The sequence below is a fragment of the Bacillus sp. SIMBA_074 genome (assembly GCF_046534555.1).
Lineage (GTDB): Bacteria > Bacillota > Bacilli > Bacillales > Bacillaceae_G > Bacillus_A > Bacillus_A mycoides.
The window spans coordinates 1-263 of sequence record NZ_JAWRYM010000693.1 but is presented as its reverse complement, the minus strand read 5'-3'; the positions used below and the strand labels follow the sequence as shown (position 1 = coordinate 263).

Sequence of the window (263 nt, the reverse complement as noted above, 5' to 3'; positions counted from 1 at the left end):
CAAGTTTGCCCGTTTAGTTGCTGCTATCCCGGAAGGGCTTGCGCCGGTATCTGTTGGTTATGTTAGCGATACTGAACTTAGCGCTCTGTATCGGCAAGCCAGATTTTTGGCATTTCCATCGCGTTATGAAGGTTTTGGTTTGCCGGTAATAGAGGCTCAGGCTCATGGCACACCGGTTATCGCCTCAGATATACCGGTGCTGCGTGAGGTTGCCGGTGAGGGAGCTGTCTATTTCTCCGCAGGTGACGCCAGCGAGTTGGCCC

General features: G+C 53.6%; 1 protein-coding gene. It reads left to right on the top strand.

What is annotated here, in order from left to right; all coding sequences use genetic code 11:
• On the top strand, positions 1 to 263 hold a 263-nt coding region (locus SB773_RS32555), incomplete at both ends, for a glycosyltransferase (protein WP_410594522.1).